18 protein-coding genes are annotated in these 21,788 nt (G+C 32.9%); 9 read left to right on the top strand and 9 right to left on the bottom strand.

Translation table 11 applies throughout. The features are described from left to right. Positions 1-28 precede the first annotated feature (28 nt). From GQR98_RS07455 to GQR98_RS07430, 6 genes are all read left to right on the top strand, one after another. Positions 29-1,243, top strand: a complete 1,215-nt coding sequence (locus tag GQR98_RS07455; protein WP_159018969.1) for an aminotransferase class V-fold PLP-dependent enzyme — start codon at positions 29-31, stop codon at positions 1,241-1,243. Between the two features lie 46 nt (positions 1,244-1,289). After that, the gene (locus GQR98_RS07450) at positions 1,290-1,682 is read left to right on the top strand and encodes an META domain-containing protein (RefSeq protein ID WP_159018968.1); all 393 of its coding nucleotides are present in this window, start codon (positions 1,290-1,292) and stop codon (positions 1,680-1,682) included. A 174-nt stretch (positions 1,683-1,856) separates the two neighbouring features. Beyond that, positions 1,857-2,279, top strand: a complete 423-nt coding sequence (locus tag GQR98_RS07445) for a SufE family protein (RefSeq protein ID WP_159018967.1) — start codon at positions 1,857-1,859, stop codon at positions 2,277-2,279. A gap of 40 nt (positions 2,280-2,319) precedes the next feature. Continuing rightward, positions 2,320-2,646: a DUF59 domain-containing protein gene (locus GQR98_RS07440; RefSeq protein ID WP_042497739.1), complete on the top strand. Its 327-nt coding sequence runs from the start codon at positions 2,320-2,322 to the stop codon at positions 2,644-2,646. Positions 2,647-2,684: 38 nt separating this feature from the next. Next, positions 2,685-3,191 (top strand): DUF2480 family protein, encoded by a 507-nt coding sequence (locus GQR98_RS07435; protein WP_159018966.1) that lies wholly within the window; start codon positions 2,685-2,687, stop codon positions 3,189-3,191. A 127-nt stretch (positions 3,192-3,318) separates the two neighbouring features. After that, the gene (locus GQR98_RS07430; RefSeq protein WP_159018965.1) at positions 3,319-4,245 is read left to right on the top strand and encodes a DUF3078 domain-containing protein; all 927 of its coding nucleotides are present in this window, start codon (positions 3,319-3,321) and stop codon (positions 4,243-4,245) included. 65 nt (positions 4,246-4,310) lie between these two features. On the opposite strand, the gene GQR98_RS07425 is transcribed toward GQR98_RS07430, so the two are convergent. The 4 genes from GQR98_RS07425 to GQR98_RS07410 all read right to left on the bottom strand — a co-directional run bounded on the left by GQR98_RS07425 (position 4,311) and on the right by GQR98_RS07410 (position 9,994). Then, positions 4,311-6,566, bottom strand: coding sequence for a transglycosylase domain-containing protein (locus GQR98_RS07425; RefSeq protein ID WP_159018964.1), 2,256 nt, complete (start codon positions 6,564-6,566; stop codon positions 4,311-4,313). A gap of 12 nt (positions 6,567-6,578) precedes the next feature. Then, positions 6,579-7,796, bottom strand: coding sequence for a GTPase HflX (hflX, locus tag GQR98_RS07420; protein WP_159018963.1), 1,218 nt, complete (start codon positions 7,794-7,796; stop codon positions 6,579-6,581). Between the two features lie 98 nt (positions 7,797-7,894). Continuing rightward, positions 7,895-9,253, bottom strand: a complete 1,359-nt coding sequence (locus GQR98_RS07415) for a sensor histidine kinase (RefSeq protein ID WP_159018962.1) — start codon at positions 9,251-9,253, stop codon at positions 7,895-7,897. 6 nt (positions 9,254-9,259) lie between these two features. Then, entirely contained in the window at positions 9,260-9,994 is a 735-nt protein-coding gene (locus GQR98_RS07410; protein ID WP_159018961.1) for a LytR/AlgR family response regulator transcription factor, read from the bottom strand. A gap of 215 nt (positions 9,995-10,209) precedes the next feature. Here GQR98_RS07410 and GQR98_RS07405 point away from each other — a divergent pair, with 215 nt between their 5' ends. Together GQR98_RS07405 and GQR98_RS07400 are read left to right on the top strand one after the other, a co-directional pair. Continuing rightward, positions 10,210-12,438, top strand: a complete 2,229-nt coding sequence (locus GQR98_RS07405) for a T9SS type A sorting domain-containing protein (RefSeq protein WP_159018960.1) — start codon at positions 10,210-10,212, stop codon at positions 12,436-12,438. Between the two features lie 155 nt (positions 12,439-12,593). Then, a complete protein-coding gene (locus GQR98_RS07400) occupies positions 12,594-13,565 on the top strand; it encodes an endonuclease (protein ID WP_199270275.1) in 972 nt (323 codons plus the stop codon). Between the two features lie 10 nt (positions 13,566-13,575). Here the strand turns inward: GQR98_RS07400 and GQR98_RS07395 are convergent, their stop codons facing one another. From GQR98_RS07395 to GQR98_RS07385, 3 genes are all read right to left on the bottom strand, one after another. Continuing rightward, a complete protein-coding gene (locus GQR98_RS07395) occupies positions 13,576-13,953 on the bottom strand; it encodes a hypothetical protein (protein ID WP_159018959.1) in 378 nt (125 codons plus the stop codon). A gap of 53 nt (positions 13,954-14,006) precedes the next feature. Beyond that, positions 14,007-15,443: a DUF5689 domain-containing protein gene (locus tag GQR98_RS07390; protein WP_159018958.1), complete on the bottom strand. Its 1,437-nt coding sequence runs from the start codon at positions 15,441-15,443 to the stop codon at positions 14,007-14,009. Positions 15,444-15,524: 81 nt separating this feature from the next. Further along, positions 15,525-18,326 (bottom strand): TonB-dependent receptor, encoded by a 2,802-nt coding sequence (locus GQR98_RS07385; RefSeq protein ID WP_159018957.1) that lies wholly within the window; start codon positions 18,324-18,326, stop codon positions 15,525-15,527. A gap of 130 nt (positions 18,327-18,456) precedes the next feature. On the opposite strand from GQR98_RS07385, the gene GQR98_RS07380 reads away from it, so the two are divergent. Continuing rightward, complete coding sequence (locus tag GQR98_RS07380) at positions 18,457-19,506, top strand: endonuclease/exonuclease/phosphatase family protein (RefSeq protein ID WP_410488907.1); 1,050 nt, start codon at positions 18,457-18,459, stop codon at positions 19,504-19,506. 132 nt (positions 19,507-19,638) lie between these two features. On the opposite strand, the gene GQR98_RS07375 is transcribed toward GQR98_RS07380, so the two are convergent. Both GQR98_RS07375 and GQR98_RS07370 read right to left on the bottom strand, forming a co-directional pair. Then, complete coding sequence (locus GQR98_RS07375; RefSeq protein ID WP_159018956.1) at positions 19,639-20,073, bottom strand: hypothetical protein; 435 nt, start codon at positions 20,071-20,073, stop codon at positions 19,639-19,641. 103 nt (positions 20,074-20,176) lie between these two features. Continuing rightward, positions 20,177-21,778, bottom strand: a complete 1,602-nt coding sequence (locus GQR98_RS07370; RefSeq protein ID WP_159018955.1) for an Ig-like domain-containing protein — start codon at positions 21,776-21,778, stop codon at positions 20,177-20,179. Positions 21,779-21,788 lie beyond the last annotated feature (10 nt).

Raw genomic sequence — 21,788 nt, 5'->3', positions numbered from 1 at the left:
AATCCTTTTGTATTCAAACAAAAAAAACATGCTTGACGTATCCAAAATAAGAGCCGACTTCCCTATTCTATCTCGACAAGTAAACAATAAACCCTTAGTGTATTTTGATAATGCAGCAACATCCCAAACGCCACAAGCCGTTATAGATGTTATTGTAGACTATTACAGCAACTACAATGCAAACATACATAGAGGTGTGCATACATTAAGTCAAGAAGCTACCGATAAATACGAAATAGCGCGCCAAACTATACAAACGCATTTTAACGCGAAGCACGCCCATGAAATCATTTTCACTTCAGGCACAACCCATAGTATAAACTTAGTGGCAAATGGTTTTTCTGCTCTTCTTAAAAAAGGAGATGAAATCATTGTTTCTGCCTTAGAGCACCACAGTAATATTGTGCCTTGGCAAATGCTTTGCGAACGCACAGGTGCTGTATTAAAAGTGATTCCAATGAATTTGGAAGGTGAACTTATTATGGAAGCTTATGACAATTTACTTTCAGATAAAACAAAACTAGTTTTTGTAAACCACATCTCAAATGCATTAGGCACTATTAACCCTATTGAGTATATTATTGAAAAAGCACACGCTGTTGGAGCGGCTGTATTAATAGATGGCGCTCAATCTTGCCCGCATATAAAACCGGACGTGCAAGCTTTAGATGTCGATTTCTATGTGGCATCTGCTCACAAAGTTTGTGGACCAACAGGTGTTGGGATGCTTTACGGTAAAGAAGAATGGTTGAGAAAACTACCTCCTTATCAAGGTGGTGGTGAAATGATTGCAGAAGTTACGTTTGAAAAAACAACTTATGCCGACTTACCACATAAATTTGAAGCAGGAACACCTAACATTTGTGGAGGTATTGCTTTTGGAGCTGCTTTAGATTACATGAACAATATTGGTTTTGATAATATTGCAAGCTACGAAAACGATTTGCTAGCCTATGCCACCGAACAATTATCGACCATAGAAGGTTTAAAATTTTACGGTACAGCTAAACATAAAACATCTGTAATCTCTTTTAATTTAGAAGGTATTCATCCGTATGATGTAGGTACTATTCTAGATAAATTAGGTATTGCTGTAAGAACTGGGCACCACTGTGCACAACCTATAATGGATTTTTATTGTATTCCAGGAACCATTCGTGCATCGTTTGCTTTTTACAACACAAAAGAAGAAATTGATATTTTAGTTGAAGGCGTAAAAAAAGCAAAAATGATGCTGTCTTAAATTAGTTTGGCTTCATTTTTGGAAACCAAATTATAAAAAATAAAACATGAAAAGATTAAGTACTTTACTTTTCGCGATGCTTCTTATAACATCATGCGAAAATAAACCTAATGCGGAAAAATTATCTGGTGAATTTCATATTGTATCCTTAGATAAAAACTCGGAATTACCAGAAAATTTAACCATCACTTTTGATACCGAAGCTAAAAAGATATCGGGTTTTTCAGGATGTAATAATTTCTTTGGCAGCTTTACCATAACAGATGGTGGTTTACAATTTGGCCAAATGGGATCTACTAGAAAAATGTGCGCTGGAGGCGCTAATAAAATAGAATCAGAAATGCTTCAACTGCTTTCTAAAGTTAATACGTTTTCATTTGAAAACAATACCTTAAACTTAAAAGCAGACGACGCTATTTTACTAAAAGCAAAAAAATAATTCAACTTAAGTTTTATTTTCAGTAATAAAAACCTGAAAGCCCTTTGCACCACTCTAGACCGTGTTGTAATTCTTCCGAAGAAAAAAAATCAACACAGAAAGAGCAACCTATCTTTTGGGAAAACATTGAAAAGCAACTTCTATTATTGTATTTTTGTATAAAAATTTGTTATTGTGACTATTGAAGATATTCAAAACGAAATAATTGACGAATTCTCAATGTTTGAAGACTGGGAAGAACGTTACCAATACATGATTGATTTAGGGAAAGATTTGCCTATAATTAACGATCAATATAAAACTGAAAGCAACATTATTAAAGGTTGCCAAAGTAAAGTTTGGGTACATGCCGAATTAAACAACGATAAAATAGAATTTACCGCAGATAGTGATGCTATTATTACTAAAGGTATTATTGCTATTTTAATTCGTGTTTTTAACGACCAGCACCCAAAAGATATTATTGATGCCAACACCGATTTTATTGATAAAATTGGATTAAAAGAACATTTGTCTCCAACCAGAGCAAATGGTTTAGTAAGCATGATAAAGCAATTAAAATTGTATGCCATTGCTTACCAAACACAAATAAAATAATAAGATTTTCGTTTTCACGGAAATAAAAACAACTTAAAAAATGAGCGAAACAACCATAGATACAGCCGAATTAGGCGAAAAAATAGTTAACGTATTAAAGACTATTTACGACCCAGAAATACCTGTTGATATTTACGAACTTGGTTTAATTTACGATGTATTTGTAAATGAAGATTACGACGTAAAAATATTAATGACCCTAACAACGCCAAACTGCCCAGTAGCAGAAACGTTGCCTTTAGAGGTTGAAGAAAAAGTAAAATCTTTAAACGAAGTAAAGGGTGCCGAAGTTGAAATTACTTTCGATCCACCATGGACACAAGATTTAATGAGCGAAGAAGCAAAATTAGAACTTGGAATGCTTTAAAACTAGTACTAAGTTTCTACTACATTTTCTAAATAATTATGGCAGACGAAATAATTAATCGCGTTGCGAATAGTAAATTAATCACGGTTAATCTTGAAGATTATTATCCTCAGGGCAACCGTGTTCTTTTTGATATCAAAGATTGGCTTTTTGAAGGCTTTGTTTTGCGTGAAAAAGATTTTAGAGCTCAGGCATTAGAATTTAATTGGGAACAATACCAAAGTGCATATATAGCCTTAACATGCAGTACAGATGCTATTGTGCCAGGCTGGGCCTACATGCTTTTAGGTATTCACTTAGAGCCTTTTGCTAAAAAAACTATTATTGGTAACTTAGACAATCTAGAAACAGCTATCTATCAAGATGTTATTAACGCTCTAGATGTTAGCGAGTTTAAAGACAAACCTATTATTATAAAAGGCTGCTCTAAAAAACCAGTGCCACAAAATGCTTATATTATGTTGGCCAACAAGTTGCAACCTTTTGCAAAATCTATTATGTACGGCGAAGCTTGCTCTTCGGTACCGCTTTATAAAAAGAAATAATTGCCAAATTTATTGTGACTTCCATACAAAATCTGCGTCTAATTAACGGATGCATTTTGTATAGCCTCCTTATAAACAAAGTTTAAAATTAACTTATATTTGCACGCAAATTAAAACAAACTAAAAAATGAAAAAAACGTTATTATTACTTGCACTATCTATCGGAATGTTTTCGGTAAATGCACAGACTAAAGAAGAATTACACGCGCAAAAAGCAGAAAAACAAGCCATTGCAGATGCTGCTCAAGGTGAAGCAAATGCTTTACAAGCTAAAATTGATGCACTTCCAGGATGGAGAAAAGGTGCTTTTGGTACTATTGGAGGTAGCTTGTCTAACTTTAACAACTGGTACTCACAAGGTACACCTAACAACTCATCTGGTAACATTGGTTTTACATTAAATGCTTTTGCTAATTTAATTGAAGACGATTTTTTCTGGAGAAACTCATTAAATACAAATTTAAACTGGGTAAAATTAGATGACAAAGATGACGCAACTGATGATGACAACTTTAGCCCAACAACTGACGTTTTTAATATCTCTTCTTTATACGGTAGAAATATTACTAAAACATTAGCTGCTTCTGGTTTAGTAGAATACAGAACAACTATATTAGACAACTTTAACGATCCTGGATATTTAGATGTTGGTATTGGTGCTACATGGACTCCAATTGAAAATTTAATCGTAGTTATCCACCCATTAAACTACAACTTCGTATTTGCTGATGGTGATTCAGTTTTCGAATCTTCTTTAGGCGCTAAAATTGTTGCAGATTATACAAGACAAATTGGTGCAATAAACTTTAAAACCAACTTATCTACTTTCCAAAGTTATAAATCTGGAGATTTTTCTAACATTACTTGGACAAACTCTTTTAGCTACACACTATGGAAAATGATTGGTGTTGGTTTTGATTTTGGTTTAAGAAGCAACAAACAAGAAGCTCTGAACTATGCTTTGGCTCAAACACCAGCTACAGCAACAGATTTTGACGATGTAGACAACGATTTACAAACATATTACACTGTTGGTTTAAGTTATAAATTCTAATAACTTTTCCTTAACGGAAGAAACAAAAAACGCACATCGATTGATGTGCGTTTTTTTTGTTTTAACTATTTTTTATTGCCTTTAAATTTTCGTTGTTTCTTTTTACTACTGAAAATTCTTTTTAAGAACCCATCTCGCTTTTCTTCATTACAATCCAGATCGGAAACCACCTCATCGGTAGGTCTTTCAAAACGACTTTTTGTTATACCGTCGTATTTAGAGTCTTTATTCAATTTAGAATAAAACCTAGCAAATATAGGAAGTGCGGAATTTGCGCCTTGCCCTAGTCCTGTTGTTCTAAAACCAATGGCCTGGTTATCGTTTCCAACCCAAGTTACCGTTACTAATTTTGGAGTAATTCCAACAAACCAACCATCTTTATTATCTTGTGTTGTTCCTGTTTTTCCAGCAATATCATTATTTAATCCATAAGTGGATCTTAATCGAGACGCTGTACCTTTATTAACTGTAGATTGCATTATTTCTAACATAACCTGCCTTGTGTAATCCTTAAAAGCAGGCTCTGCTTCTTCTGTCTTAAACTCTGCTATAATTCTACCGTTTCTATCTGTAACTTTAGTAATAGCGTAAGGCGTTACTGGTTTGCTATCGTTTACATAACTAGCATAAGCTCCCGTAAGTTCCTTTAAGTTAATTTCCGCAACACCAAGTGCTATAGAAGGTAAATTGGGTAACTCTTTTTTAATACCTATTCGTTTTGCTTGCTCTAATACCTTCGGAATTCCAACTTCATTTAAAACCTTTACAGCAATAGTATTAACAGAATTACTTAAAGCCATCTCTAGGTTATAGTTAAGGTATGGATCCTCATTTTCACCTCCAGAATTTGAAGGCGTCCAATTATTAAAATTGCTATAAGTAACCTCAGCTAAAGAAAAATAAGTACAGGGTTCCATACCATTCTCGATAGCAGCTGTGTAAACAAAAGGCTTAAAAGTAGAACCTACTTGACGTTCACTCTGCGATACATGATCGTATTTAAAATAACGATAATCAATACCTCCAATATAACTTCTTATCGCTCCTGTTTTAGGTTCAACGCTTAACATACCTGTATTTAAAAACTTTAAATAATGCTCTAAACTATCGATAACACTTGCTTTTTTAATAGTATCGCCTTCCCACTGAAACAATTCAGTATCCTGCTTAATAGAGAGTGAGTCTCTAATTTGAGCTTCAGTTAAACCTGCTTCTTTATATACTTTATATTGTGGTAGTTTTTTTAAAGCAGCATTTATTAATTGCTTATTCTTTACCCATGGCGCATTACTTCCATAAGAACGTTCAAAACTATTCTGCAACGCTGTAAGGTGCTCTTTCATGGCTTCTTCTGCCATTTTTTGCATACCCATATCCAAAGTGGTGTGTACTATAAGTCCGTCGCGATATAAATCGTAAGGCTCTTCATTGGGCTTTTTAATACTATCTAAAATAACCGTTAATTCCTTTTTAACCTGCGCTCTAAAATAAGGCGCAATACCCACATCGTGATTAAACGATTTATAATCTAACCCCAAAGGTTTATCGGCATAAAACGTAGCAGTATCTTGAGGCATATTTCCGTATTTAACCATTTGGCTAAGTACAACATTACGCCTATGTACACTTCGTTCTGGATGTAATCTTGGATTGTAATAATTATTAGCTTTTAAAGAACCGACCAAAGCAGCAGCTTCATCTATAGAAAGTTCAAACGCTGGTTTATTAAAAAACTTACGCGCCGCACTTTCAATACCATAAGTATTATCAGGAAAAGGTACTGTATTGAAATACATAGTAAGAATCTCATGTTTTGAATATATGGTTTCAATACGTTTCGCTATAATCGATTCTCGAAACTTATTAATCACCATACTAAAAAAGCGATAATTATTTCTACCGTATAGATTTTTTGCTAACTGTAAAGTTATAGTACTTCCGCCTCCAGCAGATTTATCTTGAAGTAAAATGCTTTTTACAAAAACCCGCATTAAACTCACGTTATCAATACCGTCATGCTCAAAAAAACGAACATCTTCGGTATTAACTAAGGCATCAATAAGATGTTTTGGTAAATCTTCAAAATGCAGCGGTTGCCTATCATAAACATAATATTTACCAATAAGTTTCCCTTCTTGATCTAAAACCTGAGTAGCTTCTTCCTGCTTAATAAAACTTAATTCTGCAGATGTTGGCACTTTACCAAAAGCCCCTAAATAAATACTGATGTAGAGGCCTATAAAAAATACTAAAACGGAAATGAAACAAACAACAGCCAGTTTCACCCATTTATTTCTAAATAAACTTTTAAGTAATGCCATATGTGGTTTTAACTATTCCATATCTTCATAATCGTAATCCGGATACAAAAATTGATTGTATGGAAAACGAGTTACATGGATTTCACGAACCTCATCGTAAACACGCTTTTTAAAATCTTCTAAGTTCTTTTTGTTAAGTGCAGAGATAAAGAGCGCATTGTTACCCACTTTACTCATCCAAGTACTCTTCCACTCATCTAAACTATAGTGTCTTGCCCCACGTTCTGTTTCTAAATCATCATCGTCTAAATGCTCGGCAGTATAGGCATCAATTTTATTGAAAACCATAATAGTTGGTTTATCGCCACTTTTAATTTCACCTAAAATTTTCTCTACAGAAGCGATATGTTCCTCAAAATTTGGGTGAGATATATCTACAACATGCAGCAACAAATCGGCTTCACGAACCTCATCTAGTGTACTTTTAAAACTATCTACAAGTTGTGTTGGTAATTTTCTGATAAACCCTACGGTATCAGATAAAAGAAATGGTAAATTTTGAATAACCACTTTACGCACCGTAGTATCAAGGGTTGCAAAAAGTTTGTTTTCAGCAAATACATCACTTTTACTAATTACATTCATTAAGGTAGACTTACCAACATTGGTGTAACCCACAAGTGCAACACGAACCATTTTACCACGGTTACCACGTTGCACAGCCATTTGCTTATCTATGGTTTTTATTCGGTCTTTTAGAAGTGCAATTTTGTCTCGTACAATTCGTCTATCGGTTTCTATTTCTGTTTCACCAGGTCCGCGCATTCCAATCCCCCCTTTTTGACGCTCAAGGTGCGTCCACATACCACGTAATCGCGGTAGTAAATATTGACACTGTGCCAATTCTACTTGTGTGCGGGCATAACTAGTTTGTGCTCGTTGCGCAAAAATATCTAATATTAAATTCGTTCGATCTAAAACTTTTACTTCTAAAATTTTACTAATATTACGCTCTTGTGCCGACGACAATTCGTCATCAAAAATAGCAGTGCTTATATCATTATCTACAATAAATTGGCGAACTTCTTCCATTTTACCTGTACCAATAAAGGTTTTCGGGTTAGGCATGTCCATTTTCTGTGTAAAACGCTTAATGGCATACCCGCCTGCCGTGTAAGTTAAAAACTCCAACTCATCTAAATATTCTTTAGATTTTTCTTCGTCTTGTTCTTTAGTAATCACGCCTATTAACACTGCGCGTTCTAAAGAAATATCTTTCTCTTCTATCATAATACAAAGTTACACAATTGCGTTGATTTTATTTTTAATATTTTTAAGCCTATTTTTTTTACTCCTACCGCTTTTTCCTACGTTCTTTTATAACAGACTTAAACCATTGGAAGTCTTAAAAAAACTACTGTTCCGACAACTTCATTATTTACGGACATAACATCTTTATAGATTAAAGTGTAACTACGCTTTTTATATTTTACAAAGCGTTCTAATCGCTCTTTTGTTAATTGTATACCTACAGACTTTCGCTTGATTGACTTCTCTGCTTTAATTTTAGCCGACGCTTCTCGGCCTATCCCATTATCTTCAATAGTAATTTCAACAAAATGAGCATTGTATTTCGAAACATGTATTATAATTTTTTTATCACTTTTTTTAGATGATAACCCATGCCAAATAGCATTTTCTAAAAAAGGCTGTAATATTAAAGGTGGTAATTTAACTTGTTCTAAATTAACAGTTTTATCTATTGAAACAGATGCTTCAATTTGATTTTGAAAACGAATATTCTCTATATTTAAATACAGGTCTAAGGTTTCTAACTCCTCCTTTAAGGTAACTTCGTTTTTGTTTGAAGCTTCTAAAATTTTCCTGATAAGTTTAGAAAACCTTGTTAAATAATGAGCAGCTCTATCTCTGTCGTTATTTATAATGTAAAGCTTAATGGAATTTAAGGCATTAAAAATAAAATGCGGATTCATTTGACTGTGTAAACTCGCTAATTTCAGTTCGTTTATTTCGTTTTCAAAAGCATTTTTTATTTGTTCTAACCTAAAAGATTCTTCTCTAAATAAAAAGAATTTGTATCCTAAACCTACAGATAACACAATAGCTTCTATTAAAACACCAAATACAAAAACATCTATAGGACTAAAATGCTTAACAAAAAAACGGGGGAAATAGGAAAATATTATTGACAACAAGGAGAACCCCACAAAAAAGACCACCCCAACAACAAAATAGGTATTTAAAACATCCTTAAACTTACTAATAGTTTTAAGAAAAATAAAAACAATCCCTAAGGACACTGGCATAAAAACACCTATAAAATACCAAACAAAATAGTTGTTATCGAAAGCAAAAAAATCAATTACATAAATTATTGTTGATATTACAAAAGCACTTTTTATATACCATTTTATAATAGAGCTTAGCTTTTTACTCTTCTTACTTATTGATAAAAACAGTAAGCTAAACCAAGCATATAAAAGCCAATAATACACTTGTATAATCCAGTTTGTTTTTTTAAAAAACGAACTAAAACTATGAGCCAAGTGTATAGAACTCTCATTATTAGTTTTAGGTATTAGATATAAAAAAACCAAAAACAAATAAGCAGCATAAACACCAAGGCTTTTATCTTTTGTAATAAAAAAAGCACTTGTATGGTAGACAATTAAAATAAATAAAACGCCTTGAACCCATGTATTAAAATTTAGAAAAAAAGTAGACATTTATAACTATAATTTTCTTAAAAGTTCTGTTTTTCTTTGTCTAGATACGGGTATTTTAGCGCTATTTTCTAAAACAACATAGCCATCAACCTTAATAAACTCTTTAACTTTATTTAAATTAATAATATAGGAATTATGAATTCTAAAAAACTGTTCATCAGGCAAGATTTCACAAAACGACTTAAGCTTTTTGGTAACGACTAATTTCTTCTGGTTTTGGCAATGGATTGTGCAATAATTGCCATCCGATTCGACATAATAAATATCATCTGGTTTTAAAAAAACCAACTTCCCATCGGTACTAATAGTTATTTTTTTTCGACTTAGATTATTATTAAACTTTAAAAGTATGGATTCAAAATTCTCCAAACTGTAACGTTCTATATTTTGCTTTTCAATTTTCTCTATTGCCACTTTTAAATCGTCGGAATCAATTGGTTTTAGTAAATAGTCTATGGCTTCTTTTTTTAAGGCTTTTAGAGCATATTCATTATAGGCCGTGGTTATTACCACCGAAAAATTTCTATTAGGTACTTTTTCTAAAAATGTAAAACCATCCATAATGGGCATTTCAATATCGAGAAACACACAATCTATTTGCTCATGCTTTAAATATTTTAAAGCCAATTCTGGATCTGTAAAGCTAGTTACAACTTCTATGTTGTCGCTAAACTTAGAGAGTTCCCAAGACAATCCCTCAATAGCGTTAGATTCATCATCTATAATAATTGCTTTTATCATTTTAGAAGTTTTCTCAAAGTTAAAATTAATTACACATTTTACAACCAACTATGTATGAATAGTTTAAAAACTAATATAACCTGCTAAAAAGTAAACATAGTTGGTCAAAAAAGAAAAAAAACACCATTTATACAGTTTTTAATACAATCTATACAACTATGCTACACTTCCTTTATTTAAAAATAAATCTTTGTATTAGCTATAAAACAATACTTATGAAAACAAAATTACTTTTATTGTGTACACTTTTCAGCTTATACACACATGCACAACTCAGATTAATAAAACAAACAGAAAATAATGTTTATAGAAGAGGAGTAACCGGGCTCAAAACATTAAATAACGACATATTATTTACCATGACGGAATCTGGAAGCCCTTATAAATTGGGTGCCTATGTAAGCAATGGCTCTAATGAAACTACAAACCAAATACAAGGCTTAGAAAATAACAGATACAGTTTTGAAGGCTTAGACAAAGAAAATTACGCAATAGATAATGATGTTTTTTTATTTAGTAGTCGTTTATATAACTCCCAAAGTGAAGACAAAGCCTATAGAATAAATGATGGCAGAACTAGTGCTACGCTAGTAACATCTTCTACTTCCGCCGAAAGTATAACCCGAACAAGCAATAATAAAATTATTAAACAAAGAAGGGAATATTACCCACCATACACATTAAGTGGTAATAGATATGCTGGTGGTTATAATTTTTTTATAAGTATTTTTAATGGTGATGGTATTTTAGAAAACAGTTATGAATTTGATGGTAATACAGGCACAGGAAACTCCGTAGATGATTTTAATAGTTTAACTCTAATAACAAATATATTTTACTGGAAAGGCACTTATTATTTTATTGGTGACAACACACAAAACAGAACAGACTTATATAAATTTGATGGTCTTAGCAACTATAGAATGACGAAATTATATGTTAACGGAAACTCTAACACCGGTGTTGGCCCAAGTGACATATTATTAGAAGATTCTTATATTTATTTTCAAGGTTTATACAGAACTTGGGGTGTTACAGATGGCCCTAATGATTTTATAGATGAAGGGCGAGAACTTTGTTATACTAATGGCGACATAATGTTTGGAGCTAGTCAAACTCAAATTCCACTTTTTATTTTTAATGTAAGTAAAGAAAATTATGATGGCACTCGAGGGTATAGGGCTAAAAACACCTCTGAAGGCTATGCCATGTCTAAACCAATAAAAGAATTAAATGGTTCTGTTATTTATATAGATGAAAATAATGATGCTCTAAATATAGTAAATCCTGATGGCACATATTACAATTTAGTAAACAACACTAAAGATACCGATGCATACTTTACATATAACGATAAATTTTATTATACAGCTAGCGAACTTAACTCAGATTATTCAAATACATATTATATGTATGAAATAAACGGAGATCCTTTAAAAACAATAAGATATGAGTTCCCAAAAAGTACAAATGGTGATGATTTTTCGCTTGCTTTAAATAATAATTTGGATATTTCTCAAGAGGAAGGAAAAGTATATCTTATCGGAGGATATCATTCTTCTTCCGGCGTAAATGCGGCTATTTTATCTTTCGATTTCTCTACCTTGCAATTCACACAAGAACATGTTTTTGATAATAACGAAATCTCAGGATATATAACCAACCTTAACCGATTTAATAACGGTTTTGTTTTCTCAGATTTCGATAAAGTTTACAGTTATAATGTTGAAATAAGAGCAAAATATTTTACACCAAACCAAGGTGGTAAAAGCGTTGATATAGAGAAAAACAATTCTGAAGAAGATATTACTTATAATAATACAGTTTACAATGTTAACTTAGAAACAACCAGCTTAGCACCCGATGAAACGTTAAAAATAGAATTGCTAGACACAACAAGCATTGCATTTAAAAGCAAAATAGGAAATCTTCCAAACAACAGTTATGCTAAAACCTATTACAAATTAGTTACGCTAAATGAATCTAGCCACCAAAGCACCGTAAACTTAACCTACAACAATGCAGATTTCACGGATAACATTACAGACCCATCAAACCTAACCGCACAAATATATAAAGATGGCAATTGGGTAGATATAGAAATTTCATCTGTTAATGCGGCAGAAAAAACATTTACAATAACACATAATTTTGAACCGAATACTTTAGTTTTCTTAAAAAACAATGCTACGCTAAGCAGTAAAAGTTTTAAAAACGAAAATTTAAGTGTGTATCCAAACCCAACAACATCGCAATTACATATTAAATTAAAAAACGGAGCAACTATTAAAAAAACCACCATTTATAGTTTAGTCGGTCAAGAAGTTCTAAAAAACAAAACAGATGCACCAACCGTAAATCTTTCAAATTTAGCCGAAGGCATTTATATTTTAAAAGTAGAAAGTAGCCACGGTACATTTAGTAAACGTATTTTAAAAAAATAAAAAAGGAAGGATATAACTCCATAATCGATAATAAAAAGCTGAATAATAACTTTATTCGGCTTTTTTCATGCAAACTTCTTACTCAATTGATAGTAAAATAACGTGGATTAAATACGATAATTAAATGTTTAATTATTTTAGCATATTTTTGACTCATGATAATAAAACCTTTCGAAAATATTCCCGTTCGTAACGATTTACAAACAGTTGCCTTTTATAATACGGAAAACTTATTTGATACTTTTAATGATAAACTAAAGTACGACAATGATTTCACTCCTAAATCTATTAAAAAATGGACTCCAAAACGTTATGATAAAAAACTAAGAAAACTCGGTTTTGTTATTTCTAATATAGGCAAAAGAGAAACAGGAAAACACCCCGCTGTTGTAGGTTTAGCAGAAATTGAAAACGCTAAAGTCATTAAAGATTTAATTTCATCTAAACATTTAGAGCCCTTTAATTACGGTTATGTTCATTATAATTCTCCAGACGAACGAGGTATTGATGTCGCGTTAATTTATGATAAAGATGTGTTTCAGGTTCTGCATTCCGAACCTTTTTCCATTGAATTAAAAAACGACAAAGGTTTACCCGATTATACACGTGATGTTTTATTAGTTTCCGGTATTCTAGATGGTGAAAAAGTACATGTTATAGTAAACCATTGGTCGTCTAGGCGTGAAGGTGCAAAAGAAACGGAACATAAACGTATGGCATCATCTGATAAAGTTGGTGAGATTATTTCTAGTATAACCTTAGAAGATCCCGAAGCTAAAATTATAGTTATAGGCGATTTTAATGATGATCCGCACAATAACAGTATTAAGCGTTTAGTTGATAATTACAGCCTGTTCAACCCTATGGAAACCTTACGATCTTTTAACCGCGGCAGCACGAAACACAACAGACAATGGAATTTATTCGACCAGATTTTAATTTCGACTAACTTTTTTAAAACCTCCGATAATTTATACGAATACAGTCTTTCTAATATTTTTGATGAAGATTTCTTAAAAATATTTGAAGGCAGATACAAAGGTGCGCCTTACAGAACTTATGTTGGCCAACGCTACAAAGGAGGATATAGCGATCACTTTCCAGTATATGCCGTTTTCAAAAAATAATTTTATTTTTTTAGACAGCTTGTAAAAGCACCATAGTTAAAGCTAAAATGATAATGGGTAAAAAGCCCAAAAACCAAATATTGTAGGTTAGCTTTTTGTTTTTAATCATTTTGGCATTTAGCACTTTACGCTTTCTACCACCATAGTACATCCAGTTTTTAAAATAAATAAATATTACTACTAGTATAAAAATAGTCCAAGCCTTACCAGAAGACATCGTATCCATGTGCATTTTTCTAAAAAACTTAGCAAAAAAAACGCCCAAAAGCAACAATAAACTGCATTGCAAAAACGAAACATAAAAGGTAGCAATGCTATTAGCTTTCTTGTTTTTCTTGAGTTTGAAGTGATTAAAAAAATGATAAAATAAAATATCGAATGTGCTCATGCGGCGAAATTAGACTTTTTATTTAAAACTTGTTACGTCTAAATAACAAATTATTATTCCACAAAATCCACGCTAATTTCATCCAACTCATAAATACCATCAAAGGTATCTTCGCCACTTCCTGTAAACTTAAAAGCGATATACATGGTTCCACTTTCGCAAGATAAATCTACAGCACCCGAATTAAACCACGGCACAAACGAGTCGGTATCTTTCACCACATAAGCATCGGATATTGTACCCCAAGTAGCAGTAGTAATATTGGCTTCATCACCATCCCAATCTAAAGAATACAAAATTTCTAAAAAACTACTATTTGCTAAACTATTAGACGTTTTAAAACGAAGTGTTTCACCATCCTGCTCGTCTAAATTAATAGCCGGTGTAATTAACCAACCTATATTAGAATCGTCTCCAGAACTAGAACATTGAAACCGTGCCGAACGTCCCAAAGATGCATTTGAAGACGTAGATGAATAACCTTCCCACGCTTCTGTACCTGCTTCAATATAATTAGTCCAACCTTCAATCTCTATAGGCCTATTATTTCGTTGCAGTTCAAAATCTTCATAAAACAAATTCCCTGTCCCCAATGTTTCAGCAATACCACAACCTAATTCTATTGGGTCGCAACGGGTTTCAGAAGTAAAACTCATATCTGCCGAACTATTTAAAACAAGCACATTAAAATCGTCTCCAAAATCTCTTGCAAAAATTCCTGTAACGCTTCCTTGTCCTTGTGGAACAATTAAAGATTTAAAATCGGAAAACGTACTAGTTTGCATCCGTATAGAAACACCAGTTTCGCAACTTACTAAAGTTCTAATACCATCATACTCATCTATAGATTCGCTAGCAAATGTGGCTCCCAACTCAAAACGATTTAATTGCATGCTTTCTAACTGAACTAGTGTATTATGATCCCAACTTGTTAAACCTGTAATATGTGCAACTTTAGGCTGAATATCCACCACTTCATTACTTCTGATAATAATGTTTTTATATTCTGAAGGTTGAATTTGTTCCACACGCGCTCCATCACCTTTCCCAATGGAAATGACACCACTACTTTCTCCAATAGTTAATCCCGCCATTTTTAGATATACTTTTTGTCCAAATTGATAAGTATCCGATAAACTAGACACATTGATAGCGACTTGAAATCCCATTCTTGGATCATTATCGGGACTAGAATCATCTATTTTATTCTGAATAATTAACTCTTCAAAAAAGTTTCCCGATTTATCGGAAGACACCACGTAACCTTCAATATATAATTCTGAATCTTCATCAATTCTAGCTGTCGAATTCCCACTATTTATAGCCTGATCGTAAAGTGACCTAATGGTTTTGAAAGTGGTTATTTTATCTTGAGGAATATCAGGTTCTGTAATTGATATATCGGGAACGCTATAATCATCATCTTTCACACAAGATATTATAAGTGTTTGCATCAGAAAAATGACAATTAGTATTTTAAAATTTTTCATGATTAATATTTTTATATTATTTGCTGCCGCTAAAAGCTCAGCATGGTACTACGCTATAATTTTAACCTACCAGTTTTTTATTTAAAATCTCACATTCAAATTCAAAAAATAAGTGGTACCACGACCATACCAATATTTCGATCCAAAAACAGGAGTATCCAAAGCTTTATCATCTCTAAGCTCTCTAAAATTTGCATTTCTTCCTTGCTCAAACCCACCAGATTTATAAACTTGATCTAATAAATTATTAATGCTAGCAAAAAAACCGATGTAATACTCACCAACCTTCCACGATTTTCCTCCAATTAAATTCACCACCATATAATCATCAAACCGTTCTTGCTTTAGAAGTTCTCTAGCCAAAACCTCATCGTAATCATTAAAAACATTACCATCAAAATCGGTTGAAAAATTTGAAGAACGCGTTAACGGGCTCACATCTATATAGGTATTTGCAAAAAAGTTTGCCGTAGCTCCAAACCACCAATAATCGGGATCGCTATATTCAAAACCTACAGAAAAGGCATTTTGCGGTCCAGCGGCGAGCCTGTAGTCTTTTAATTTCGATTGTCCAAAATCTTTAAACCCATCTATAAAACCCGCAGCTAACGCCTCGTCGTCCGGCTCTGTAGATAAAAATAAATTGGGGTTATTATTATACGTAAACTGCCCAATAGCGGCAGCACCTTTTAATTTTATAGTTGGTGTTACTTGTGCTTCAACACCAAACTCGGCACCTATATGTTGCTTTTCAATACCTTGAAGAATTTCTTGTACAAAAGCCAAATTATCGCCACCAATACCATCGGCAAAAAAGAATGAAATTTCACTAGCATCAGTAACCTTTGTGTAATAACCTGTAAGTTTAGCTTTAACCACAGACGACCGGAATACATAACTTGCATCTGCAGACGTTATTTTTTCTTCTGTAATATCTGGTACAACATTATGGTTTTCTCTAGAATTTGAAAACGTGTTTTGCAATGTTGGTGCTCTCGAAATATAACCACCATTAATATTAAACACATGTTTACCAGATAGCTTATAAGTAAACCCGGCTTTTGCACCAAAGCCCATAAAACTTAACTTATCGCCTTCACCAAATGAGTTATCTGGAAACCCACCATTTTGATAAATACCTTCACGCTGATATTGTGTGTTTTTCACACTAGCTGCTACATAAAAATCCGTTTTATTATAAGAAAATTGTGTTTGCGCATATCCTCCAATTTCGTTTGCAAAAATATTATAGTCATATTTAAACTTATCTCCCACTCCAACTATGCGGTTAGGGTTTAATAAATCGTTTTGAGCTTCGTTAATATTTGTTGCAAAACCATCGATATCCAAATAAGTTTCAGCACCTAAAAGATCTAAAACTTGAGCAAAATTTTCGGAGTTTAAACTTTTAAAATTAATACCCGCATTGAAGTTAACATGGTCGTTTATTTCTTTATTTAAAATAGAGTTTACAGTAAGCTGTTTATCATCTACACGATCTTCATACACGGCATAAGTTGCATTACCTCCGTTTTGGGCATTAGCAATATTGGTGCTATACATGGCATTCCAATCAATTTGACCACCATCTTGAAACGTTTGTAAAGCCTGATACGCAAAACCTAATTGATCGGGAAAGTTTCTCTCAAAATAACTTGGTAATTTTTGATAATAGCTTGCACTCGGGTTTGCTCCACCTCCTTGAGGAAAACCATCAATTAAATCTTTCCCGTTGTAATCTAATCGGCTATTTCCCATTTTACCAAACTGATAGGCTATATTGGTATTTAACTTGATTTTACTATTTAAATTCCAGTAATGGTTAAGCACCACAATAGGTTCGCTCACTTCTTTTATTCTAGAATTTCGTTTTTCGCCATCTTGCCACCCCCAATATTCGTTGTATTTAATGCCTTTTAAATCGAAGACCTCTTGTGTGTTTGGTGACGATTTACCTCGGCGATTTGGTGTGTAAATCGCAGAAAAACTAAGGCTATGGTTCTCGTTTATTATTTTTTCCACGGAAGTGAAAAATGAATTTGAATTATAACTCGTCGCCTCTTGATATCCTTCATTTCCCCATCGACGACCTAACGTTACTGTATATGCCCAATTATTTTTTAACAAACCTGAAGCATACGTTGCCATAAGGCGATTGCTATAACTTCGGTTAGACGACGAATAGGTAATGCGCCCTCCGGCTCTAGTTTGCGACGCCCGAATGTTTATATTATTTGTACCCAAAACGCCACCAAAACTATAGTTTGAGGGCGCTAAACCTGTAGATAATTCTTGATTGCGTAACACATCATTAATACCTCCCCAATTACTCCATTGTGGCCTACCGTTGTTGGTTTTGTTCATTTCGATACCATTAATTAAAAGGGTGCTGTTTTTAGAATCTAATCCACGAAGACGGAAAAAGGACGGACTAAATTCGAATGCTGCCGTACGCTGAAAAACATCGAGCGACGAAGCTAAGAGTCCTGAAATATTATCGGCACCGCTAGAATCATCGTTTAATTCATCATCAGATAATGTGATTGTAAACAAATTGCTAGTAGCCGTAGTATCTAAATCTAAGGTAATACCAGAAATATCAACAGTTTCATTTTTATTTATTATAATAGGGAAACGCTTTGATATATATCCAATTTTTGAAACTCTCAATATTTGTTCTCCTAGCGGTAGGTTTTTCTCGAATAAAAACTCACCAAGTATATTGGTCTCCATCGATAAATTGCTGTTTTCGATAGTTACCGATACGTTTTCTAAAGACTCAAAAGTAAGTGCATCTAGCACGCTACCCTTCACGAAAGTTTGTTGAGAATGGAGGCTAATTGAAAAAATTCCGAATAAAAAAATAAGGGTTATTTTATTCATGCTTATCTTTATTACTTCAATTATAATAAAAAACAATCAATTGACAGTTAAATACTTAAAAGAATTTCAAGCAGTTACATTTCAATTTAGCTACAAAACCCATGTAGTTTCATTCTTATTTAAAAGGAAAATTTGTTTAAAATTCGCGCTTACATCATTGCTTTTATTAGCTTTTTTAAATACAAATGCTCAGGATAAAAGATTTAAAATTCATACGGTTGCTTTCTATAATTTAGAGAATTTATTTGATACCATAAATGACCCGAACAAATTAGATGAATACAGCCCAATGATGGAATTGAAAACTAATAGAGGTCCTGTTTACAAGAAAAAAATAAGAAATATGGCACGAGTTCTAGCCGATATAGGAAAAGATGTTACTAATACCGCACCAAGTATTATTGGTGTTTGTGAAGTTGAAAATAAAGCTGTTTTAGAAGATTTAGTAAACGATTCGCTATTAGTTGATGTAGATTATGGTATTGTGCATTATAACTCTACAGACGTACGCGGAATTGATGTGGCATTGCTTTACAAGAAAAATACATTTACGCCGATAAGCACGAGTTCTCATGAGTTGAAAATTTATGATCCGGAAACAAATAAGCGCGTTTATACTCGAGAACAATTATTGGTAAGCGGAAACCTGGAAGGTGAAACCATTCATCTTATTGTAAATCATTGGCCATCCCGACGTGGTGGTGAAGCTAAAAGTAGACCAAAACGTGTGGCTGCTGCCAAATTAAGTAAACGCCTTGTCGATTCTTTACAAACTATAGATCCATATGCAAAAGTATTTATTATGGGTGATTTAAATGATAATCCAAACAATGCTAGCGTTAAAAAAATTTTAAAAGCCAAGTCAACGAAAAAAGTTCCATTAAAAGGTATTTACAATCCATATATAAATTTCTTTAAAGATGGTATGGGCACAACGGCCTATAGAGATTCTTGGAGTCTATTCGATCAAATTATGGTAACAAAACCGTTTTTGGAAAAAGATTACACTTCATTTCAATTTTATAAAGCTGGTATTTATAACAAAAACTATATTATTACTAAACTTGGTGCTTACAAAGGTTATCCGTTAAGAAGCTTTGGTTATCATGGCTTTAATAACGGCTTTAGTGATCACTTTCCCGTTTATGTTTATTTGATTAAGGAAGTTGATGAAGAATGAAAATCAAGTTGTGAGAAAACAGACTTCTATTACTTAGCCTGACCCAAGTGATTTAAATTTCAAAAAAAAAGACCTTTCAAATTAAATAACTTGAAAGGTCTGACTATTTTTTATTCTGGATAGAATTTTAATCTACATCCAAGTACTCCAAGGAATTCTTGATAAAAACAATAATAACGCAATACTATAAAAGATTGCTATTGTTTTTAATTTTCCTTTTGAAGTTAATTTCTTTTTATGTTTTGAATAACCAATTGTAATTAAAGCCACCGCGATAATATTTATAAACGGGTGCTCAACAAGGTATAATCTCGCCATAGAGTTACTCATTACTTTTCCGCCTAATTCTCCCCATAACAAAAATTTTGGTGACACAAAGTATAATACAATACCAATTAATAATTGAATATGAGATACTATTAATGTGAATAACGATCTTCTAAAATCGTTGTTTTCATATTCTTTATCTCCTATTGTTTTTATAACAGCACTTACAGCAGCTATTAATAATACGATAAGCACTAAATATGCCCAATAGGAATGGAGTGATAATATAATGTTGTACATGAATGTGGTGTTTTAATTATAGATGCAAAAATAGTAATTATAATTCACAAAAAAACCGCTTCGATTGAAGCGGTTTAAAAGTTTTTCTAAATTAGAATAATTCTTATTCCCATTTATTTTCTGCAGCCGTACCGCCCCAAATTAAAGTGGCTATGTATGGATTATCAATAAAAGGGTTTCTATTGCCTTGTGCGGCATAAATTACGTTGTTACGTTGCTCTTCGAAGGCTGATACTGGATCGGCAACATTCCATGCTTTAAAAAGCTCTAAACCACCAACTTTATCAAAATCCTCTCCGTAGCGAATGTTTAAATACATTACCATTCGGGCAACATCACCACGCCAGTCATCACCAGGATACCAAGCTTCTCCAATTAATTTATTAGTTCCGCTTCCATCGATATATGGATAGTTACTTCTATCGCTATTAACAGTTTCATCGGCAGATCTTAAATGGTGTAAATCTGAAACCGCTATATCCGAACTTAACCTAGACTGTGGAAAAATATGTTCTGTATTATACGTTTGTGTTGCATATGGATTATTTCCGGAAGTATACTCTTCCCAATATCTACTTTCGCCAGTATACATTAAAATTACATTATCTTGATTTGATAAATCGGCATCGGCATTATATAAATAATCATGTCGTTGCGTATAACTTAATATTACCGTGTGCATATCTTGCGTATGTGCAGAAATTTGATTGAACATTAAATCGGCATCTTCTGTAAAAATAACACCATCGTAATAATCGCCTAAACTAGAAGCTATATTAAAATCTATAGATTTCAAAACCGTTACTGTAACAGTTGCTGTTGAGCATTCCGCTGTTGGCACATCATTATCACAAATAGTATAGGTAAATGTATCGGTACCTTCAAAACCAGATTGAGGTGTATAGCTTATTGTTCCATCTGAATTTAAAGTAATAGCACCTTGTGTCAACGAATTATCAGTATCCGTTATTAATGCACCATCAATAATATCATCATTAGATAGAACATTAAAGATATTTAAGGAAGAATCTAAAACCACAGAGTAATTATCGTCACTCGCTTCAGGAGTTCCTTCATCTAAAACAGTAATAGTAACAGTAGCTGTAGAACACTCTGGGTTTACATCATTATCACATATGGTATATGTAAATGTGTCTTCTCCAACAAATCCATTCATAGCAGTATAACCGATTGTACCATCATCATTTAAAACAACAGTTCCATTAGTTAAAGTTGTGTCTATAGACTCATATTCCGCACCGTCTACTATAGTATCATTATCTAATAACTCATCAAGTACAGTAGTTGTACTCTCTAAAACTTCTAAAGCATCGTCTACAGCCAGTGCAGTGCCATTATCCGTAACTGTAACCGTAACCGTACCTGTTGCACAAATTGGCGTACTTAAGCTATTACAAATAGTATAAGTGAACGTATCTGTGCCACTAAAGTTATCAGCAGGTGTATAAATAAGTTTATTTAAGATTTCTGTAATAACTCCATTTTCTGCAGAGACTGTATCGAAATCGGTAAGTTCCGCACTATTTGTAAGTACATCATTACTTAACACATTTATTATTACTTGTGTGTTTTCTGGTGTACTTGCAGCATCATTAGTTGCAACAGGTGGCTCTATAGCCGCACTATCATCACTTCCGCTACAAGCAAAAAACATTACAAATAAAAATAGATATAAATATTTCATAATAAAAAAG

Origin of the sequence: Algibacter sp. L3A6 (genome assembly GCF_009796825.1) — a bacterium.
Classification (GTDB): domain Bacteria; phylum Bacteroidota; class Bacteroidia; order Flavobacteriales; family Flavobacteriaceae; genus Algibacter.
Note: the sequence above shows the minus strand (reverse complement) of the source record. Positions and strands in the feature narration are given on the sequence as shown.